Genomic DNA, 17,959 nt, shown 5'->3' on the forward strand with positions numbered 1-17,959 from the left:
CAAGCAGGCCCCCCGGGCGCGGCCTGGACGAATACGACCCGTTCGAGCACTGCTTCGCCCACTCTCACGGCCTGGCCGTCCTCGGCTACGGCCTCGCCGGATTCTCCTCAACAGCCGCCTCCCAGTCCGCCGCCGGAAACACCTGCCCGCCAGCCTGCCTGCCCTCATGCGGAAGAACCCGTTCCAGGACGACGGGATCACCTTCGTCAACGACCGCGGACAGATCATCGGACTCGCGCTCGCCGTCAACACAATGCAGGATGACATTCCGCAAGCCCGCACATGGCTGGCCGAGGCCCTCCAAGACCCGGAGCTGCGCCCTGCCAACATCCTCCTGAGCCTTTTCCAGGAACACGCCCGGCGCATCCTCGGCACCACAACCGTCGTTGCGGTGGACGCCCGCAGCATCCGCGATCCGGTAGGAGCCGCCTGTATTCACTGGCTGACCGTCTCAGCCAAAGACGTACCGCTCGCAGGCCAGGACGAGCTGCGGCGACTGCAGTCCCCGCTGATCAGCTACATCCTCCTGACCAATACAGGGCAGCCAACCGCGCCTCGGGCAGCGCCACTCCTTGAGGCCACCGCCCAGATAGTCACCGCCAGCATCGACGAGACTCTGCTAAGCCGCACCCATGCAGGCGTTCTCCTGAACCGTTTCGAGGCTGCGATGCGGCAATGGCGCTACGACGGTGACCACCTCGACAACCCCATCAAGTGGCCCATCACCTCGGAACGCGAGATCCAAAACATCCTCTGGCTCATGCTCCGGCCTGTATTCGACGACCTCGTCGAGGAAGAAACCCTCCAGAGGCTCGGCCACAGCATCTACCGCGCCGATTTCGGCATCCCTTCGCTCGCTCTGCTCATCGAGGTCAAATACGCGCGCAAGGCCACCGATTTCAAGACCTTCGAGAAAGAGATCTACGATGACTACATCGGCTACCTTTCCGGAAACTCGCTCTACCGGAGATGACCGTCTCCATATACGACGAGTCCTCCTCCGTCCAGGAATAAGAAACCACCCGCAACGCTCTCCTGAAACTTCCCAACATCACCGATGTGATCATCGTCTCCCGTCCCAGTCACATCCCGAAACCCAAACGAACGCCGCGACGGCGACGCAACAGCAATCAACAGGCCGACGACGCTCTCGATACCTGACCCAGGCGTACGAAAGGGCACGTCCAGCCTCGCCTTCGTACTACCCCATCGCCATACCTCCTGCCCTTCACACCGGGCCTGTTCCCGGGACTGGCCCCGACCGAGGATCTTGAGGGCGGGATCGCACTGTGCCGCGAAGAGCGATGACGGTCAGGACATGCCCCCGGCTGCCCGGCCGGACGAGGCAGGTCACAGCGACGCAGCTGTTGGCTACTTCAGGACCGACGGCTGATCGTATGAGCTCAACAGCCCTTCGACGCGCTGGTTGTTGATGGACTACCAGTCGTACAGGCACTTCGCGCACCGGCTCAGCAGGATCTCGACCGCCAGCATGTACCCACGCTCGGGCCGCCGCAGATGACGGCCAGTCGCGCCTGGGGGCGTTACGCGCCGAGGACTGGGGGTATTGGGGCCTGCACGGCCCCGCTCTCGATGCAGGCTGTCTCTCCGGTCGCCAGGGCCTGCAGGCTGATGAGGAGACGTGCCCTGCCGGTCGGCCACCGGTCGAGCAACTGGAGGGTTGGTATGACGCGTACGGTGGCCCGCGGGTCCCGGTACACCAGTCCTACCGCCGCGCCGTGGGTGATGGGCGTTGTGGCCATGACGTGGGTGATCACCTTGCGGCGCCGCGTCTGCACCCGGTCGATGGCGACGCGTCGCAGGATCCGCAGCCTGCCGGAGGGGTCGGTGAGTACCCGGTGGCCGGCTTCTTCCGATGTCTGCCCGTCGTGCATGCTGCCTACGGGCAGCATCAGCATGCCGTGGAGGTCGATGACGGTGATGTGGTCGGCTCCGACCGGGACGAGCAGCGAGACGCCGGTCACCGGTGGCCGCCAGTCCTCGTAGGGGGCGTGATGGCGCGGCGCGGGCGTGGTGGCTGTTGCGGTGGGCATCAGGTCGGGCCGTTCTGCACGGCGGACACGATCTCGTCGAGGTGCCGGGGCTGGCTGGTGCTGGGGATGGGGGCGATGTGAGGGCCCTGGGAGAGGAGCCAGTGCAGCGGGGTGGCGGGCCCGTGGGCGTGGGCCAGGACGCCGGCGTCCAGCGGCCGGTAGGCCACGTACGGGATGCCCAGGTCGCGGCACATCTCCACGGCCGGGTCGTCGCGGTCGGTGGTGTTCAGCACGTTCTGCACTGCGGCGACGGGCCGGTGCTTGAGCACGTACCGGATGTCCTCGGGCGTGACCTTCGACAGGCCGATGTGCCCGATTTTGCCCTCGTCCTGCAGGGTGTGCAGCACGGCGATCTGGTCGTCGCGCGAGACCTCGGGGTCGATGCGGTGCAGGTAGCACAGCTCCAGCCGCTCCACCTTCAGACGGCGCAGGCTCGCTTCGACGCAGGCCCGTAGGTAGAAGGGGTTGCCGAGCGGCGTCCACTGGCCGGGGGCGGGGCGGACCATGCCGACCTTCGTGGCGATCAGCACATGGTCGGGGTAGGGGTGGAGCGCTTCGCGGATGAGGTGTTCGACGGTGTGGGGGCCGTAGGCGTCGGCGGTGTCGAGGTGGCCGATGCCGTGGGTGTGCACGGCCTGGCGCAGCACACTGAGCGCGGTGTCGCGGTCGTCCGGGTCACCCCACGTGCCGGGGCCGGTCAGACGCATGGTGCCGAACCCGAGCCGGGAAACGGTCTTCCCCGCGATGGTGATGTGGCCGGCGGGCGGAGAGGGAATCATACGAGTTCCCCCCGCAGGCAGCGCTGGACGGCGACGTCTACGGCATGCGTGTGGCTGTCGGGGTCGCTGGTCACCCGCTGGTGGGGGACGACGTCGTTGGCCAGGAGACGGTGCACGCGCTCATCGACGAGGCGCCGGAAAGCGGCGTCGTAGTCGTGGCTGGTGTCGACGGGCACGCTCTCGTCGAGGACCGTCGCGAACAGCAGGTCGTACTTGGGGAGTTGCGTGGAGGCAAGGGCCAGCAGGCGTTCGCGTTCGAGCCGGGGCGGGGTCTCGGCGCGGAACGCCATCGCGGCCTCGAAGTAGGCGACGGCGTCGTGAGCGGCGCGGTCGATGAGGACGACTTCGGCGCCCTGAGCGGCGGCGTTGGTCTCGTCGAGGATGCCCTGCGCGATGATCCACTCGGTGGACTGGGCGGTGTGGTGCTGCATCTTGGGCAGGCCGGCCGCCGCGGCGCGCTTACCGAGCCGGCCGGTGCGCGCCACAGTGACGCCGTGGGCGCGCAGTTCCATCTCTATGCGCTTCAGGAGCGTCGTCTTACCCGTTGAGTGGGTGCCGAGGACGGCGACCCGGAGGGGCTGGGAGGAGGAAGTCACCACAGGGTGGGGTCCTTTTCTGGTTCGGGGGCGCCGGGCAGGCCGGGCGGCACGGCCGCGGCGACCAACTGGTCCCAGGTGTCGTAGCGGGAAGCCATGGCGATCAGGAGCTGCGCCGTGGCGAAAGCGTCGAAGGTGGCCCGGTGCCGACCGCCGGGCGCTCCGCGCAGGTCGGGTTGGACGTGCTTGATCAGGGCGTCGAGGCTGTAGCCGTCCAGGCCCGGGAAGGCGTCCTTGGCCAGCCGGAGCGTGTCCAGGACGCCGGCGGGTTCCCAGCCGGGCAGGTGCGCGCTGAGTACGCGGTAGTCGGTGTGCGCGTGGTGCGCGCAGATCCAGGTGTCGCCGAGGAAGGCGTGCACGTTGTCCGCGACTTCGGCCCATGCCGGCTTGTCGGCCAAGGCGTCGTTGGTCAGCCCGTGCACCCGGGTGGCGAAGGGGGTGACGGAGCGGTTCGGGCGGGTCAGCCACCAGCCCGCGGTGCTCTTGTCGGGGCGTCCGTCCCGGATGGGCAGCGCGGCGACTTCGACGAGGTCGGGCGGGTTGGTGCCGTTGCCTTCGACGTCGACGACGAGCAGCGCGGGCCAGGTGGCGAAGTTCATGGCGTGTCGGGTCCGTTCTCCGCCTCCCAGCCGATGGGGGCCCGGCCGTGCCGGCGGTAGTGGTGGGGCTTGCTCCGGTCGTGGCACTGGTAGCCGAAGCCGTGCTGCAGGTAGTAGCGGGGCGGCTCGTCCAGTCCCTCCACGACGATGGCACGGTCGTTGACCTCGACGTCGCCCACCGCTCCCAGGGCGTGGGCTTCGCGCACGACGGCGTCCATCGGCGGCCTGACCCAGGACTTCTTGCACAGCGCGATCTGTTCGGACGGGCAGATGTCGCACAGTTCCCGAACGCCGTAGTGGCCGTTGTAGTCGGCCTCGCCCCAGGCGTAGGCGACTGCGCAGCTCGTCTTGCGGAACAGCGTCCCCCACGCGGCGCCACCGGCCGTCGTGGGCAGGGCGAAGGCGTCCAGGATGCGCTGCTCCGCCTGCTCCGGCATGATCTTCCGCCGGGCCGTGTCCTCGTACGGCACTGGCATGCCGTGGTCCTCGTAGTACGCCTTGATCTCGTCGCGGAAGAACAGGCCCGTGAAGACGGTGGCGTGCGCGTGCAGGGACAGTTCGCGGGCCTGCTCGATGTGCTCGTCGGAGTCGTTGAGGCCGGGCACGATGGGCCGCCAGTACAGGACGGTGCGGTAGTTCTCGGCGTGCTCGTACAGCATGCGCAGGCTGTCGGCGGCGTACGTGGAGTTGACGGGTTCGATCTCCGGGTGGTCGATGCCGGAGTGGGTGACGAGGACCGTCAGGCGCAGGTTCTTGAAGGAGTTGAGGGTGGCGCAGTCCTTCGCGCTCACCCGCCACCGGGTGATGACGAGGACGTGGTTGGTCAGGCACTGCTCGTCGAGCAATCGCAGGACCTCGAACGTGTGGGGCTTGACCACCGGCAGCATCGGGTCGGTGGCTCGGTTGAAGATCTGGACGGGTGTCTTGTGCGGCCTGAAGTACGGGTGGCCGACCAGCAGGGCGACGGCGGCTTCGTCGCTCATCAGCGTCCGCGGCGTCTTCATTTCGAAGTTGCCGAACAGGTGCCGGACGCAGTAGCCGCAGTCCAGCGGGCAGCCGACGACGTGATTCAGCGACAGCCCCGACTTGCGGTACTCGATCACGTCGGCGAGGCCGGGACTGAGCGCGCTGATCTGCTCGGGGCTCAGGAGGGGCAGCATGCGGCGGCGCGGTATGGAAGGGGCAGTCACAGGGGGCCTCCGGACTGGGGACGGTCAGCGGGGGTGCGCGTGGTCTGGAGGGGCACGTCAACCGACGGGGCGGTGAGCAGCACGCGGTGGCGGGCGCCGTACCAGGTGCCGAAGTCGCGGCGGGCCGCGTCCGCGTCGTCGGAGGTGTGCACCAGGTTGTGTACGAGGCGCTTCTGTTCGAGAGCGGCGTCGAGGCTGTCGTTGCCGAGGTCGCCGCGGATGGTGCCGGCAGCGGCGCGGGTGGGGTCGAAGTGCCCGATGAGCTGACGCAGCCGGCCGTGGATGCCCGGCTCGCCGTACGCGAGGGCGACGGTGACCTGCTTGCCCGCGTACGTGTCGTCCAGGCACGCGGGGATGTCCCGGTCGGGGAAGTGGTCGGCGTCGACCAGGAGGTCCCAGTAGTGCACGTGAACTTGCCACGGCTGCACGGTGACGTCGATCCGGTTGGCGACCTGGACGCCGGCGGCGGCTATCCGGTCGAGCACGGCGCCGGCCAGGCCCCGCGCGACGGCGTCCGGCTTGCACAGGACGACCGAGCAGCGGTCGAAGTCGGTCACCGTCAGGCGGCGGCCCGGCCCGTACCACGTGCCGTACTCGCGGCGGGCCCCGGCGGGGTCGTCGGAGGTGTGCACCAGGTTGTGCACGAGGCGGTTCTCCGCCCGCGCGACAGTGAGGCTGTCGTCGCCCAGGTCGCCGCGGATCGTCCCGGCCACCGCGCGGGCCGGATCGGTGTGGCCGATGAGCTGCCGCAGCCGGGCGTGGATACCCGGCTCGCCGTGCGCCAGGGCCAGCGTGACGGGCTGCCCCACGTAGGCGGCGTCGATGGACGCGGGCAGGTCGCGCAGGTCGCGGCGGCCGGTGTCGGCGAGCATGTCCCGGTAGACGACGTGCGCCTGCCACGGCTGGACGATGGCGTCCATGCGGTCGGTGACGGTGAAGCCCGCGGACGCGACCATCTCCAGGATGCGCGAGGTCAGCCCGCGCGCCACGGCGTCGGGCTTGCACAGGATGACAGCCCACCGGTCAAAGTCGACGCCGTCCACCACGGCACCGCCCATCGGCTTGCCCGCGCTCACTGCACACCCCCGTCGACCGCCGCGGCGCAGGCCGGCCACTTGCGGACCATCAGCCAGCGCAGGCCCGCGTCAAGGGCGTGCAGGAGCGCCGGATCGACGACGGCAACCTGGTCGTGCTGGATCTGCCGGTACAGCTCGAACAGCATCACGACCTGCTGCCAGTACGGATGCAGGTCGAGACGACTCTGGATGTGCAGTGCGGTGTAGCGCAGCTCGTTGGTGCGCAGCGCCTCTTCGTGGACCAGCAGGCGCTCGATGGTCGCCGCGGCAGTGTCCTCGGGCATCGGTGGGAAAGCGAAGTGCACTGCCGGGCCGCCGGCTGCCTCGCCCAGCACACGACGGACCCGGTCGGCATTGTGGTCATTGACGTGCGCGGAGCCGATCGTGTGCGTGTACGTGCCCAGGCGCAGCCCGAGTTGGATGGCCGCGTACTCCTGGACCATCGTGAAGGAGAACACGTCGGACAGCAGGCCGCAGTCGAGATCGTTCGCCCGCATGGTGCACACCATGTGCAGGCATCCATCTCGGGGCAGCAGGTGCAGACCGGCCAGGCAGGCGACGTCCGGGTTGGAGCGGTCGGCGAGTTCGGCGGCCGAGAACACGGGCAGGTAGCCGCGCTTGCTGTCGGGCTCGTTCCGCAGCAGCTCCACGACCAGGTCGAAGGGGGATGGCCCACCGTCGGCCGGGTGGAAGAGGGCGTAACCGTACGCAGATCCACCGAGGTGGACGCCGTCCGCGCTGCTGGAACGCATGGACGGCGCGTAGTAGCCGATCATCTCCAGGTCGCGGCGGCCGGCGAGGTACCAGAGCGCTTCGGCGAACTGGAACACCGGATTGGCCCTGCGTTCGACCAGGTAGGGCAGCCGCTGACGCGGGTCAGGCAGACGGAAACTGACGCCGATCACCTCACGGGCCGCGTTGCCGCGAGCGTCGATCCGGTGCTCGGGTTCCTCCGTCGCGAGCTGCAACAAGGCCACGTATGCGTCTCTGATGCTGGGAAAAGTAGGTGCTGCGAGCAAGATACTCTCCTGAGAACGGGGGTTTACCTGGAAGGCACGAAGGCCCTTCGGGCCAATGGCTGTGAAATATCAGTAAATGAACTTACGTCGCTCGCTCTCCAAAACGTTCCTCCGCCATTTTCCGCATCAGCTCCGCCGAGTCCCTGATGGATAGTGCGGCGGCCCGGAGGTGGTCGTACCGGAGGGAACAGGTTTCAACTGTTTTCGCATCTGCCGCCGGGTACCCACCTGCGTACCCCTCGGCATAGACGACGGCGGGGTCGGCCGCGAATTGGAAGACGGTGAATGATCCTGTAAATCCCGGGTGTGCTCCGGCCGAGAACGGCAGGACTTGGACGTTGATCCTTGTATTGCGCTCGAAGGAGGCCAGGTGGGTGAGTTGTCCACGCATGGTCTCCCGGTCGCCGACCTCTTGGTACAGTGCGGCCTCGCTGAGAACCATCCATAAGATCGGCGGTTTCTCTTTTTCGAGAATGCGCTGCCGGGTCAGCCGCACAGCGGTCCAGTCCTCAGGTTTGGTTTCTTCGAACGCGCGGAGCACCGCATGGATGTAGGCCCGGGTCTGCAAGAGCTCATGGACCATGCCCATCTGGAAGATACAGATCTCGGTCGCCCGCGCTTCCAGTTGCGCGACCTCCCGAAACCAGCTCGGAAGCTGACTCCTCAGGACCAGTTCCAGGAGCCGGGACAGCGCCCCGCCCGTTTTCAGGGCAGCGTCGGCCCGTGCGCTGAAATCCGCCGTGGGGAGCTTCCTGGCGGTTTCGATTTGACCGATAAGTGACCCCGTGCAGTGGATTATTTCACCAAGCTGACTCTGTAACAGGCCCGCCTTCTCCCGGAACCGGCGAAGTTCGGAACCGTAGTAGTCGAGTGGCGAGGCCCCCGGGTCGAGCACGTTGATGTTGGCCACGGAATAGCTCTTCTTCACTGTCAGTGCGGCCGCGGGTTTCACGGCGTGGCCGGTGGCAGGGGGCAGGGCCTCGTTCCCGGACCGTTGTCCGGTCCGGGGCCAAGGCACCTGGTGGCAGGGAGTCTCAGCGCATTCCGCGGCGGCGTTCCAGGTCGGTGACATATCTGCGGTGCCAGGAGAGTTCGGCGTGGGCCGCAGCGGCGTAGTGCCGTACGACGTCCTTGCCGAGCAGGCTTTCGGCGAGGATGCCGTGCGCGAAGTGCTGGAGTGCTTCGTCCAGGTCGGAGTAGAAGGGCATCGCGTACCGGTCCTGGTAGGCGTCGCCGTCGCAGGCCGGCCGCACGGGCAGGTCGACCTCGATGCCATAGCCGATGGCGGCGAGGTAGGCGGTGAGCGCGAGGTAGGCGTTGGCGTCGGCGCCCGCGAGACGGGCTTCGAGTCTGGCGCTGTCGCCGTGGCCGGTGACCCGGACCGCACAGCCGCGGTGATCGATGCCCCAGTTGTAGCGAACAGGGGCGAACGAGCGCGGCTGGTAGCGCTTGTACGAGTTGACCACGGGTGCGTACAGCGGGGCCAGGTGTGGCAGGGCCGAGAGCAGTCCCGCGATGGCGCGTTCCATCAGCGGCGGGAGGGTCTGCCCCTGGTCGTGGGCGAATTCCGGGTCCTCGTTCTCGGACCACAGGGACAGGTGCAGGTGCAGGCCGCTGCCGACTCCGGTCTCCGGGGCCGCCATGAAAGCGGGGAGCATGCCGTGTCGTGCGGCGATGTCGTGGACGAGGTGCCGGAAGGTGGCGTAGTCGTCGCAGGCGCCAAGCGCGTCCCGGTAGGCGAACGTCACCTCGGCCTGCCCCGCCGCACCTTCCGTCTTGATCGCCTCGTGGACGATGCCGGCGTCGCTCAGCGCGTCGCTCAGATGGCGGAAGAAGTCAGTGACGAGGGGTGCGTGCTGGAGGCCGTAGTCGAGGTTTTCGCCCCACGCGGGGATGCGCCCGGACGGTGTGTCGGTGTAGAGCACGAACTCGGCTTCGACGCCGACCTTCACGAGGTGTCCCAGTTCGCGCAGGCGATCGAGTTGCGTCTGGAGCATGTGCCGGGGAGCCACGGGGACCGGTGTGCCGTCCTGGAGGGGAGTGCCGATCACGAGGGCGGTACCGGGCCGGTGCGGCAGCATGCGGGCGGTGTCCAGGTCGGGCCGGACGACGAAGTCGCCGTAGCCCTGCTTCCAGCTGGTGAGGTCGAAGCCGTCGAGGGGGGTCATGTCGATGTCGGTGGCCAGGACGTACGAGCACATTTCCGCGCCGTCCGTCATCCGGTCGAGGAAGACCCGGGCGTTGAAGATTTTGCCCTGGAGCCGTCCCTGCATGTCCGGCACGGCCAGCATGATCTCCGTGAGGGTCCCCTCCTTCAGGAGGCCGTTCAGCACCCCGCGCGAGACCGGTCCGGACGGCCAGGGGGCTTCGGTGCGGATCGGCGGTTGTGTGGTCATCAGAAGCCGCCTTCGCCGAGCAGGGCTTCACCGGGCTGCGCGGCGGTGAGCTGGTAGTCCCTCTTGCCGCGGGTCAGCCAGGTGCCCCAGGCCAGCAGTAGCGCCACGAGCAGTGTGATGCCGGCGTAGTTGAAGGAGTCGGCGGTGATCGGTGTGGACTGCGGCAGACAGAACACGGCGGTGATGACGACGACGTAGGCGACAGCGATCATCCCGATGGGCCGGCGCCAGCGGCCCAGGCTCCACGGACCGGGCCTGTAGTCCCGGCCCTTGCGCAGGGCGAGGTAGACGGGGATGCCGTAGGCGGGCGTCATCCCGACCGCGTTGATCGCGGTGATCGCACCGTAGGCGGCGGGCGACCACAGCGCCGGCAGGGCGAGGAGGAACGGAATGACGACGGCGACCCACACGGCGCGGGTCGGGGTCTTCGTCTGTGCGCTCACGCGTCGCCAGCTCTGGGAGCCGGGCAGGGCCTGGCTGCGGGAGAAGGCGTAGATCATGCGGGAGGCGGCGGCGACCTCGGCGTTGCCGCAGAACAGCATGGCGACGATGACGACCGCCAGCAACGCCTTCGCCCCGCCGGCTCCGAGGACGTCGAGGAAGATCTGAGCCGGCGGCACACCGGTGGCCGTGTTCTGCGTGGCCGTGTAGTCCTGGACGGCGAACAGCAGCCCGGCCAGCAGGACGAAGCCGGCTGCCCAGGACACCCAGATGGAGCGGACGATGCCCTTCGGCGCGGACACCTGGGCGTCGGTGGTCTCCTCGGCGACGTGGGCGGAGGCGTCGTAGCCGCAGAACGTGTAGCCCGCCAGCAGGGAGCCGACGAGAGCGACGTAGAAGGGGCTGGTGAACCCGGTGTCGTTGTGGAAGTGGGTGAAGACGAAGCTCACCGACTGGTGGTCGGCCGGCGCCAGGGTGAGCGTGCCGACGATGACGGCGACACCGCCGAGCTGCCACCACACCGAGATCTTGTTCAGGACGTCCACCAGGCGTATGCCGCGCGAGTTGATCAGCCCGTGCAGGAGCAGGATGCCGCCGAAGACCGCCATGGTCGTGGTGTCGGTGGGGGTGATGCCCCACTGGAGTTGGGCGAAGGCGCCGACGAATGCCGCGGCGCCGTAGTCGATGCCGGCTATGGCGCCGAGCAGGCCCAATAAGTTCAGCCAGCCGGTCACCCACCCCCAGCGCGCGCCGCCCAGCTTCTCGGCCATGAAGTAGGGGCCGCCGCTGGTGGGGTAGGCGGAGACGACGTCGGCGAGCGACAGCCCGACCAGTAACGTCATGAAACCGATCACGATCCAACTGCCGAGCATGACCACGGGCCCGCCATGGCCCATGCCGAACCCGAACAGGGACATGCCGCCGGCCAGGATGCAGATCACGCTGAACGAGATCGCAAAATTACCGAATGAGCCCATCTTGCGGGAGAGCTCGGATTTGATCCCGAGGGCGGCCAGGACGTCGTCGTCACTGTCCGGGGCTATGGTGCTGGAACGTCTTCTGGGAGACACCAGAGATCCACTTTCAGACGGGGAAGAGGTACGGGGACAGATCTGGGAGGGATGGCCAAGGGGGACGGAGGTGCCCGGCTGTTCATCACGACGGGACTCACCGCAGGGCGGACGTCCGGACGCGGAGGAATTCGGTCGTCCAGTCGTAGCTGCGGCCGAGACTGGTGTTGATGTCCTGCCATGGTTCCGGGGTGGCGTAGGGGCCCATCGCCAGGAACACGGCCCGCGCGTCCTCACCGCACGCCACGAGGGCGTGCGCCAGGTGGTTGAGGTCCGGCAGGGACAGCCACGCGTGCTGAACGGGCGGAATCTTGGCGAACCAGCCGTCCCGGGCCCGCCGTGCGTGGCTCGCAGGCCCGTCGTCCTGCCAGAACCGGAGCGCCGCACCATGACCGCCACCGTGCCTCTGCCGGTAGATGTCCATGAGCGCGTAGATCGGGAGCATCAGCAGTTCGGGGTTGGTCTGCGGGCCCGCAGCCTCCCAGCACGAGTAGTTCATGGCGGCGCCGGGTTTGCCCCGGTGCCACAGGGCCTCCCGCATCCGGTGATGCCCCTCCCGGTTACCGGGATGGCGCCAGTTGATCTCGGCCAGGAGCGGCCACGGCCCCTCATGGATCATCGTGGGATCGTCCAGCCGGTTCCACGGCTCACGGTGGGAGCGCACGTGCGGGTCGAAGTAGCGTGCATCGAAAGGCAGTTGGGTCAGATGAAGGAGACAGACCCACGGCACCGGACACTCCGGCAGCAGCGACGCAGCCTTCCAGCAGGCGTCCCGCGCCATCACCACGGCGCGCGCCACCAGACCCTCGCCCCTACCACCACGATGGGCAGTCAGCGCCGCCCGCGTGAGCACCCGCCCCCACATCATCCACGCGTCCGCGCTGGTCGGCTCCTCGTCCACCCAGGTCTTGAAGACGCCGCCCTCCCCCGCGCCGACGGCCAGGAGCCGGCTGCGGCTCGTACGCAGCGCCCAGTTCCCGCCCGTTCTGGACAACAGGTCACGGGTAGCGTGATAGCGCCCGATCCTCAGGTCCTCCAGCGCGGCCCGCAGATCGGTGTCGGCGCCGACCGGGCTGACGATCAGGGGCAGGTCGCTGGAGGACATGACTCGGTCTCCGCTACGGCTGGAGGTGACACCAGCCGCTGACGCGTAGGACATTGGAGGGCCTCGGATCAGATGGTTTGGGGGGATTCGCTAGCCATTACTGCACGGTCTCGGTGGAGGGATCTTGAGGACTCGTCGACGAGGAATCCGGGTCGGCGATGAAGACCCAGATGTCCTTTCCTGCGTCCCACATCGACACTGACGACTCGTCCACCAATGCGCGGACGAGCATGAGACCGCGGCCGCTCTCGTCAAGAGGAGCCGCGGTCTTTCGCACCAACGGCCGAACGTCATGGTCGGTGACGACTGCGGTGACACCGCCGGGAACGTACTGCACGAGGAGGCTCGCCATGCGGTGCCCGCCTGCGTCCGGCTCGGTGTGCTCCACCACGTTCGTCAACAACTCGTTGATGGCGAAGAGAAGGCGATCGGATACCTCCTCGCTGACGTCCCACCAACGAAGGTGTTCACGCACAATGCGCCGGACGCCGGCAAGGAGCCTGGCCTCTACGTCGAACGTCACGTCGTACTGACTGCGCCCACTTCTGGACGTTGCTCGCACAGAAGTGCCCGCTGCGTCAGCGTCGAGAAGCGCGCTCACAGATGCTCCGTCCGTTGTACCGAAACCCCCTTCGACAGGGGGCGGTTGCGGTGTGTACTGGAACCGAACCGATCAGCAACCATTCAGGCAGAGCGCGCCGAGCGTGTGCAGAACCTGATGCCGAGACACCAAGAGTTCGGCATCACAGTGACGGGGACGGGAGATGCCACAGCCAGAAAAGCAACTCGATCCAGGAGCATCGCCACAAGAGTGGTTCGGCTACGAGCTGCGCCAGCGCCGCAAGGCGGAAGCGCTATCGGCGAAGGCCCTGGGGCGGTTAACCCAGGTCAGCGACGACATGATCCTCATGGTCGAGAAGGGCAACTATCCCTCGCTCCAACGAGAAGTGGCCCAACGGCTTGACGACGCGCTCGACACCGGTGGCGTGTTCGGCCGAGCCTGGCCGATGGCCTTCGGCAAACGCCATGCCGAAAAAAGGCCCTCTGATGCCGATAAGCGTCGCCGCAACGCTGCGGAAGGGACAGTTCAGGTACACACAGGCCGCATCCTGGGCAGAGATGATGTATCCCCTCGCTCAGGAAGCCATGAGTCCGTGTACCGACGCTCGCTCCTCCAAGCCGGCGGTCTTGCCGCCCTCACCCCCATGAACATCGCCGAGGCGTTCACACCTCCCGCACTGGTGCTGCCGGAGACGATCAGTCCCGGCACCATTGACGAGGTTCGGGAAGTTGCCTCAGTCATCAGCCAGTTGGACAACAAACTCGGTGGCGGAGGCTTGGTCGGCGATGTCGCCGGCCCTGCCATGCACTGGGCCGCCGGCCTCCTCCATGTGCGCTGCGCCGATCACCTACGTGCCGATCTCTTGGCAGCCATCTCACATCTGGGCATCGTCGTCGGCGCTTCTGCATTCGACGCCTACCGGCATGCCTACGCCACCGGGGCCTTCATATTTGCTGCCGACTGCGCCGAGGAGGCAGGGAACTGGCACCTGCGAGCCAAGGCATTCAGCTTCCTCGCCCGGCAAGCCGTGTGGATCGGTAAACCAGATGACGGGCTCACCTACGCGGAGAAGGGCCTGGTGCGGTCGGATCGAATCACAGCGACCGAGCGCGCCATGCTTCACACCGCACGGGCTCGGGCGTTCGGGAAGATGGGCAACGTACGAGACTGCCTGGCTGCCGTGGGAGAGGCAGATGAAGCCTTCGGGCAGACACGCCCCAGTGAAGACCCGCCATGGATGGCGTACTACGACGAACCCCAGCACAACGGCGACACCGCGCACGCTTTGTTCGACCTGGTCGTCAGAGAAGGCCACGACCCCGGCCGGGCCGCGCGACGCCTCGCCGCCGCGGTGCATGGCCACGGCGACGACTTCAAGCGGTCCCGCGCGATCTCCCGCACCAAACTCGCGTCGCTGATCATGGCCACGAGCGACCCACGGCGAGCGGCGGCGATCGGCCACGATGCTTTGGATGAAGTCGACCGACTCACGTCTCGCCGAGCTGCCGACGACCTTCGCCAGCTAGCGGCCTTCGCCGCGAAGCATCCCCGTGTCGAGGAGGCGTTGGCATTGCGTGAGCGCATCACCACTGCGGTTTCTTCATGACAGCCTCGACAGCAGCGGCTGCCCGCCATGTCCTAGACCAGGCATGCGCGGAGGCAGGCATCGCAAGCGACGGCGCCGAGCCAGTGCGAATGGCCGAGAATCAGATCTGGCGCCTCCCCGAGCCGCATGTGATCGTGCGGATCGCCAGGGCCGGGCAGGGCGCTGCCGCCTCGCGCGAGGTCCGTGTCGCCCACTGGCTCGCTGAGAACAATGTGCCTGCCGTACGCCCGATCGACGTCCCCCAGCCCGTCGAGGCAGACGGCCGCCCGGTCACCTTTTGGGAAGAGCTCCCGCCGCAGGAGCACGGCACGGTGCTTGACGTCGCGCAGCTTCTGCACCAGCTCCATGCCCTGCCTACACCAGAGTTCGACCTTGGCCACGTCGATCCATTCGTACGGATCGACGAGCGGTTGAAGGCGGCTACGACCCTGGATAACGAAGACCTCTCGTGGTTGCGCGGCCTTCATCAAGATCTCGTTGCCGCGTGGGCCGCACGGCCCACGGGCCGACCAGAGTGTGCAGTCCACGGCGACGCCTGGCCCGGCAACCTGGTTCGGCTCGTCGGTGGCGGTCGGGTGATCATGGACTTGGAACGGTTCTCGATCGGCCCGCCCGAATGGGATCTCGTGTCCACCGCCGTACGGTCGAAGACGACCGGCGTCGTAACCCCGGCCGAGTACGACGAATTCTGTGCCGCATACGGATACGACGTCACCGAGTGGGCCGGGTACGAAATCCTGGCCGGCGCCCGGGAACTTCGCATGGTGACGTACGCCGCCCAGCACGCAGCCCGTAATCCGGAGTGGGTGGACCAGGCCCAGCTCCGTATCAACTGCCTGCGCGGCCGTCACGGGCCGCGGCCATGGCAGTGGAGGGGAATTATGTAGCGTGATCGCGTCCGTACGATCCTGAACAACTTCGCCACCCGACTCACCGGTCTTCGCAACAATGATGCGGAGCCCTCTGCACCACCAGAACCAGGGAAGCTGATCAAGTGGTATCCGGCGGGCTCCGGCCACGCGCCCGGATGCCCCTTCCCCTCTGCTATTTGATCGGGTGGGCATCGAACCAGTCGGACAGGTCGTCCGCCGAGCAGGACATCGTCGTAGGGGCTCGCGATCACTCATGCTCAGTGCTCCCGTTCACGACTAGGCGAAGCCGGATTCCGTCCCCGCACCGTCCGGCGAACCGCCCTCCCCGGGGAAGAGCCTGAGCGATACCAACGAGGTAGGCACCGCGCGCCTGCTCTTGCCGCACGCGCCAGCGAAGGCGAAGCCACAAAGCCAACGGGCCAGTGACAAGGCCCGTGATCAGGCCCAGAGTCGAGAAGTCCATAATAGGTAGAGGGCTTTGAGACCACGCTCACTGCCGAGCCCGATCGTCGTGACCCGCTGACCTCGGTCAAGGACGCCGGTCCCCATCTGGTCCCCAAGAATGTTCAAGGGCCGGTTTCGGATGACTCCGAAACCGGCCCTGACCTGCGACTCTCACGAGTCGGGACGACAGGATTTGAACCTGCGACCCCTTGACCCCCAGTCAAGTGCGCTACCAAGCTGCGCCACGTCCCGGTGCCGTTTGACCTGGGGTTTCCCCGGTCGAAACGCGCAGGGAAACAATACCGCACTCGGGTCGGTGGTCGCGCACCCCTTTCTGCCGCCGCCCGCGCGTCGGCGCTTGACCTCAAGTTTGGTCGAGGTTGCACGATCGGAGGCATGACGATCACCGAGGAACACGGGCGGACGTACACCTACGAGGACCTGCCCCGGCTGATGGGGCTGATGACCGGCGACGAGAAGCACGGCCCGGCGGCGACGTCCACCCTGGACGTGCTGTGGGTGCTGTACGACAGGGTGCTGCGCGTCGGGCCGCGGACGGGCGCCGCCCCGGACCGGGACCGGTTCCTGCTGAGCAAGGGGCACGGGCCGATGGCGTACTACGCGGTCCTGACCGCCAAGGGCTTCGTGCCCGAGGAGTGGCTGCCGGGGTTCGGCTCCTACGACTCCCCGCTCGGCCACCACCCCGACCGGACCCTGGTGCCGGGCGCGGAGATCGGCAGCGGGTCGCTGGGCCACGGGCTGCCGATCGCGGTGGGCCAGGCGCTCGGGCTGCGCGCCCAGGGGCTCGACGAGGCACGGGTGTGGGTGCTGATCGGGGACGCCGAGCTGGACGAGGGCAGCAACCACGAGGCGATCGCCTTCGCCGGGGCGACCGGTCTGGAGCGGCTGCACACGGTTGTCGTCGACAACGCGTCCGCGAGCCACGCCCGGCCCGGCGGGATCGCCGCGCGCTTCGCGGCCGCCGGCTGGTCGGCGGTGACCGTCGACGGGCGCGACCACGCCGCGCTGCACTCCGCGTTCACCGCCCCGCACCCGGGCCGGCCGCACGTGGTCGTGGCCCGTGTCGAGCCCAAGTACGCCTGATCCCCCACCACTTCACGCCTCCCGCGGAAGGACCCCGCTCCCATGGACACCATGCGTGACCGCTTCGCCCCCGTCGTGACCCGGCTGCTCGACGAGGATCCGCGTGTCGCGGTCGTCCTCGCCGAGGTCGGCGCGGACGGCTTCACCGACGCGATGCGCCGCCACCCGCACCGGGTGATCAACGTCGGCATCCGCGAGCAGCTGCTCGTCGGGGCCGCGGCCGGACTGGCGCTGACCGGGCTGCGGCCGGTCGTGCACACCTTCGCCAGCTTCCTGGTGGAGCGGCCCTTCGAGCAGGTCAAACTCGACCTGGGGCACCAGGACGCGGGCGCGGTGCTGGTCAGCGCCGCCGCCTCGTTCGACTGGCCGGCCGGCGGCTACACCCACATGGCGCCCGGGGACGTGGCGCTGCTCGACACCCTGGACGGCTGGACCGTGCACGTCCCCGGGCATCCGGACGAGGCCGCGACGCTGCTGCGGCACGCGGTCGCCGCGGGTGACGACAAGGTGTACGTACGGCTGTCCGTGCAGGCCAACCGGAGGCCGCGGCCGGTCGACGGCGAGCGGCTGCTGACCGTGCGCGAGGGCCGCTCGGGCGTGGTGCTGGCCGTCGGGCCGCTGCTGGACGCGGTGCTCGCCGCGACGGAGGGGCTCGACACGACCGTCCTGTACGCGACGACCGTACGGCCCCTGGACGCGGCCGCGCTGCGCCGGGCGACCCGGGCGGCGGGCACGGACGTCGTGCTCGTCGAGCCGTATCTCGCGGGGACGTCGGCCGGGGTGGTGAACGAGGCGCTGGCGGACGTGCCGCACCGGGTGCTCGGCCTCGGCGTGGGCCGCCGTGAGCTGCGCCGCTACGGCACGGTCGAGGAGCACCTCACCGCCCACGGCCTGGACCCGGCCGCACTGCGCACCCGGATCACGACGTTCACCGGCGCGCACGCCTGACCGGACCGCCTCGGCTCGGAGGCCGGAGCCCGACCGGCGCGGCCACCGGCCCGGGGGCGAGCGTGTCGAGGCGTCGAGCCCGGCGGTCCCTGGGCTGC

The 17,959-nt window shown here is 68.2% G+C and carries 17 protein-coding genes and 1 tRNA gene; 5 read left to right on the plus strand and 13 right to left on the minus strand.

Annotated elements, in window-relative coordinates; genetic code table 11:
* The first annotated feature begins 166 nt into the window (after positions 1-166).
* Positions 167-973, plus strand: coding sequence for a hypothetical protein (locus AB0F77_RS01965; protein WP_361939827.1), 807 nt, complete (start codon positions 167-169; stop codon positions 971-973).
* A 571-nt stretch (positions 974-1,544) separates the two neighbouring features.
* On the opposite strand, the gene AB0F77_RS01970 is transcribed toward AB0F77_RS01965, so the two are convergent.
* The 12 genes from AB0F77_RS01970 to AB0F77_RS02025 form a co-directional block, all read right to left on the minus strand.
* Positions 1,545-2,054: a hypothetical protein gene (locus tag AB0F77_RS01970; RefSeq protein WP_361939830.1), complete on the minus strand. Its 510-nt coding sequence runs from the start codon at positions 2,052-2,054 to the stop codon at positions 1,545-1,547.
* Entirely contained in the window at positions 2,054-2,833 is a 780-nt protein-coding gene (locus tag AB0F77_RS01975; protein ID WP_361939833.1) for an aldo/keto reductase, read from the minus strand. The genes AB0F77_RS01970 and AB0F77_RS01975 overlap by 1 nt, the downstream gene beginning before the upstream one ends.
* Entirely contained in the window at positions 2,830-3,429 is a 600-nt protein-coding gene (locus tag AB0F77_RS01980) for an AAA family ATPase (protein WP_361939836.1), read from the minus strand. Before AB0F77_RS01980 ends, AB0F77_RS01975 begins: the two co-directional genes overlap by 4 nt.
* Positions 3,426-4,028 carry a 3'-5' exonuclease gene (locus AB0F77_RS01985; protein WP_361939839.1) on the minus strand — a complete coding sequence of 201 codons (603 nt, stop codon included), beginning with the start codon at positions 4,026-4,028 and terminating at the stop codon, positions 3,426-3,428. The genes AB0F77_RS01980 and AB0F77_RS01985 overlap by 4 nt, the downstream gene beginning before the upstream one ends.
* On the minus strand, positions 4,025-5,188 hold the full coding sequence (locus tag AB0F77_RS01990; RefSeq protein ID WP_361939842.1) for a radical SAM protein: 1,164 nt from the start codon (positions 5,186-5,188) through the stop codon (positions 4,025-4,027). The genes AB0F77_RS01985 and AB0F77_RS01990 overlap by 4 nt, the downstream gene beginning before the upstream one ends.
* 26 nt (positions 5,189-5,214) lie before the next feature.
* On the minus strand, positions 5,215-6,294 hold the full coding sequence (locus AB0F77_RS01995; RefSeq protein WP_361939845.1) for a nucleoside-diphosphate kinase: 1,080 nt from the start codon (positions 6,292-6,294) through the stop codon (positions 5,215-5,217).
* On the minus strand, positions 6,291-7,271 hold the full coding sequence (locus AB0F77_RS02000) for a thymidylate synthase (RefSeq protein ID WP_361939848.1): 981 nt from the start codon (positions 7,269-7,271) through the stop codon (positions 6,291-6,293). The genes AB0F77_RS01995 and AB0F77_RS02000 overlap by 4 nt, the downstream gene beginning before the upstream one ends.
* A gap of 124 nt (positions 7,272-7,395) precedes the next feature.
* Positions 7,396-8,223: a helix-turn-helix transcriptional regulator gene (locus tag AB0F77_RS02005; protein WP_361939851.1), complete on the minus strand. Its 828-nt coding sequence runs from the start codon at positions 8,221-8,223 to the stop codon at positions 7,396-7,398.
* Positions 8,224-8,347: 124 nt separating this feature from the next.
* Positions 8,348-9,709: a glutamine synthetase family protein gene (locus tag AB0F77_RS02010; protein ID WP_361939854.1), complete on the minus strand. Its 1,362-nt coding sequence runs from the start codon at positions 9,707-9,709 to the stop codon at positions 8,348-8,350.
* Complete coding sequence (locus AB0F77_RS02015; protein WP_361940550.1) at positions 9,709-11,193, minus strand: amino acid permease; 1,485 nt, start codon at positions 11,191-11,193, stop codon at positions 9,709-9,711. Before AB0F77_RS02015 ends, AB0F77_RS02010 begins: the two co-directional genes overlap by 1 nt.
* A 124-nt stretch (positions 11,194-11,317) precedes the next feature.
* Positions 11,318-12,325 (minus strand): hypothetical protein, encoded by a 1,008-nt coding sequence (locus AB0F77_RS02020; RefSeq protein WP_361939857.1) that lies wholly within the window; start codon positions 12,323-12,325, stop codon positions 11,318-11,320.
* 97 nt (positions 12,326-12,422) lie between these two features.
* Positions 12,423-12,848 (minus strand): ATP-binding protein, encoded by a 426-nt coding sequence (locus AB0F77_RS02025; RefSeq protein WP_361939860.1) that lies wholly within the window; start codon positions 12,846-12,848, stop codon positions 12,423-12,425.
* 241 nt (positions 12,849-13,089) lie between these two features.
* On the opposite strand from AB0F77_RS02025, the gene AB0F77_RS02030 reads away from it, so the two are divergent.
* Positions 13,090-14,493, plus strand: a complete 1,404-nt coding sequence (locus AB0F77_RS02030; RefSeq protein WP_361939863.1) for a helix-turn-helix transcriptional regulator — start codon at positions 13,090-13,092, stop codon at positions 14,491-14,493.
* Positions 14,494-14,582: 89 nt separating this feature from the next.
* Positions 14,583-15,380 carry an aminoglycoside phosphotransferase family protein gene (locus AB0F77_RS02035; RefSeq protein WP_361939866.1) on the plus strand — a complete coding sequence of 266 codons (798 nt, stop codon included), beginning with the start codon at positions 14,583-14,585 and terminating at the stop codon, positions 15,378-15,380.
* Positions 15,381-15,987: 607 nt separating this feature from the next.
* On the opposite strand, the gene AB0F77_RS02040 is transcribed toward AB0F77_RS02035, so the two are convergent.
* A tRNA-Pro gene (locus tag AB0F77_RS02040) sits at positions 15,988-16,061 on the minus strand.
* Positions 16,062-16,205: 144 nt separating this feature from the next.
* On the opposite strand from AB0F77_RS02040, the gene AB0F77_RS02045 reads away from it, so the two are divergent.
* Both AB0F77_RS02045 and AB0F77_RS02050 read left to right on the plus strand, forming a co-directional pair.
* Complete coding sequence (locus AB0F77_RS02045; protein ID WP_361939869.1) at positions 16,206-16,913, plus strand: transketolase; 708 nt, start codon at positions 16,206-16,208, stop codon at positions 16,911-16,913.
* 42 nt (positions 16,914-16,955) lie between these two features.
* Positions 16,956-17,861 (plus strand): transketolase, encoded by a 906-nt coding sequence (locus AB0F77_RS02050; RefSeq protein WP_361939872.1) that lies wholly within the window; start codon positions 16,956-16,958, stop codon positions 17,859-17,861.
* Positions 17,862-17,959 lie beyond the last annotated feature (98 nt).

Source organism: Streptomyces sp. NPDC026672 (assembly GCF_040638185.1).
GTDB lineage: Bacteria > Actinomycetota > Actinomycetes > Streptomycetales > Streptomycetaceae > Streptomyces.

Excerpts from the sequence above, each read along its gene's own strand:
- AB0F77_RS01965 (WP_361939827.1), top strand. The coding sequence starts at position 167 with ATGCGGAAGAACCCGTTCCAGGACGACGGGATCACCTTCGTCAACGAC.
- AB0F77_RS01970 (WP_361939830.1), bottom strand. The coding sequence starts at position 2,054 with ATGCCCACCGCAACAGCCACCACGCCCGCGCCGCGCCATCACGCCCCC.
- AB0F77_RS01975 (WP_361939833.1), bottom strand. The coding sequence starts at position 2,833 with ATGATTCCCTCTCCGCCCGCCGGCCACATCACCATCGCGGGGAAGACC.
- AB0F77_RS01985 (WP_361939839.1), bottom strand. The coding sequence starts at position 4,028 with ATGAACTTCGCCACCTGGCCCGCGCTGCTCGTCGTCGACGTCGAAGGC.
- AB0F77_RS01990 (WP_361939842.1), bottom strand. The coding sequence starts at position 5,188 with ATGCTGCCCCTCCTGAGCCCCGAGCAGATCAGCGCGCTCAGTCCCGGC.
- AB0F77_RS02010 (WP_361939854.1), bottom strand. The coding sequence starts at position 9,709 with ATGACCACACAACCGCCGATCCGCACCGAAGCCCCCTGGCCGTCCGGA.
- AB0F77_RS02020 (WP_361939857.1), bottom strand. The coding sequence starts at position 12,325 with ATGTCCTCCAGCGACCTGCCCCTGATCGTCAGCCCGGTCGGCGCCGAC.
- AB0F77_RS02030 (WP_361939863.1), top strand. The coding sequence starts at position 13,090 with ATGCCACAGCCAGAAAAGCAACTCGATCCAGGAGCATCGCCACAAGAG.
- AB0F77_RS02035 (WP_361939866.1), top strand. The coding sequence starts at position 14,583 with ATGGCCGAGAATCAGATCTGGCGCCTCCCCGAGCCGCATGTGATCGTG.
- AB0F77_RS02045 (WP_361939869.1), top strand. The coding sequence starts at position 16,206 with ATGACGATCACCGAGGAACACGGGCGGACGTACACCTACGAGGACCTG.
- AB0F77_RS02050 (WP_361939872.1), top strand. The coding sequence starts at position 16,956 with ATGGACACCATGCGTGACCGCTTCGCCCCCGTCGTGACCCGGCTGCTC.